The organism is Saccharothrix lopnurensis (assembly GCF_042658445.1).
GTDB lineage: Bacteria > Actinomycetota > Actinomycetes > Mycobacteriales > Pseudonocardiaceae > Actinosynnema > Actinosynnema lopnurensis.
In genome coordinates, this window is record NZ_JBHSQO010000105.1 from 1 (window position 1) to 1,103 (window position 1,103).

The window sequence follows — 1,103 nt, forward strand, 5'->3', positions numbered from 1 at the left end:
TCGATCTCGTCGACGTCCCATCGGGAGAGGTCGGTTCCCTTGGGGAAGTACTGGCGCAGCAGGCCGTTGGTGTTCTCGTTCGTGCCGCGCTGCCACGGGCTGTGCGGGTCGGCGAAGTAGACCGCCAACCCGGTCTCGATCCGCAGCTGTGCGTGTCGGGCCAGTTTCTTGCCGCGGTCCCAGGTCAACGACCGTCGCAGCTGGTCGGGCATGGTGGTGAACCTCGCCGCGATGGCGTCCTTCACCGCCAGGGCGCCGCGACCGGCCAGCGCGGGGCCGTTCTTGACGTGCCGTTCGGTGCCGAAGCCCTCCATGCGGGGCAGGTGCAGCAACATCGTGAACCGCGTCGTGCGCTCCACCAGCGTGCCGATGGCCGACCGGTCGGCGCCGATGATCAGGTCGCCTTCCCGGTGACCCGGCACCGCCCGGTCCTCGACCTCGGCGGGACGCTCGCTGATCATCACCTCCGCGGTGACGTGACCGCTCGCGCGCCGGCGGGCGCGGGCACGCGGCACCCGCAGCGCACGACCGGTGCGTAGGCAGGCGACCAGCTCCCGCCGCAGAGCGCCGCGTCCCTGGACGTAGAGGGCCTGGTAGATCGCCTCGTGCGAGATCCGCATGGACTCATCATCGGGGAAGTCCAGCGGTAACCGGCGGCTGATCTGCTCGGGGCTCCACGCCGTCATCCATTCGCGGTCCTCCTGTCGGGGTTTGCCGCGGCCGTTCCACTTGCGCGCGATCGGCCCGTCCTCCATTCCGTCGGGCGTGCCGATCGCGCCGGCGAGCCGGTCCTGGACGTACTCGCGGAGCCGATCATCGGCTGCGAGCTTGGCGGCCTTCGGGCGTCGGGCCATCAGTTCGGCCTTCCACTGCGCGATCGAGGCCCGATAGTCCAACCGACCACCGCGAGTGGCGGCGTTGCGGCGCAACTCCCGCGAAATCGTCGACGGTGATCGCCCCAGCCTGCGGGCGATCTCGCGCACGCCAACGTCCTGAACCCTCAGCAGCGCGATCTCCTCGCGCTCGGCGAACGACAGATACCTGCCAGATGGTGGGGCGAGACTGATCGAGGGCACGCCACCACGCTGCCGGAACCACCGCCA

At 70.1% G+C, this 1,103-nt stretch carries 1 protein-coding gene; it reads right to left on the bottom strand.

Annotation, left to right across the window (positions count from 1 at the left end; all coding sequences use genetic code 11):
* On the bottom strand, positions 1 to 1,103 hold a 1,103-nt coding region (locus ACFP3R_RS37530; RefSeq protein WP_380643800.1), incomplete at both ends, for an IS30 family transposase.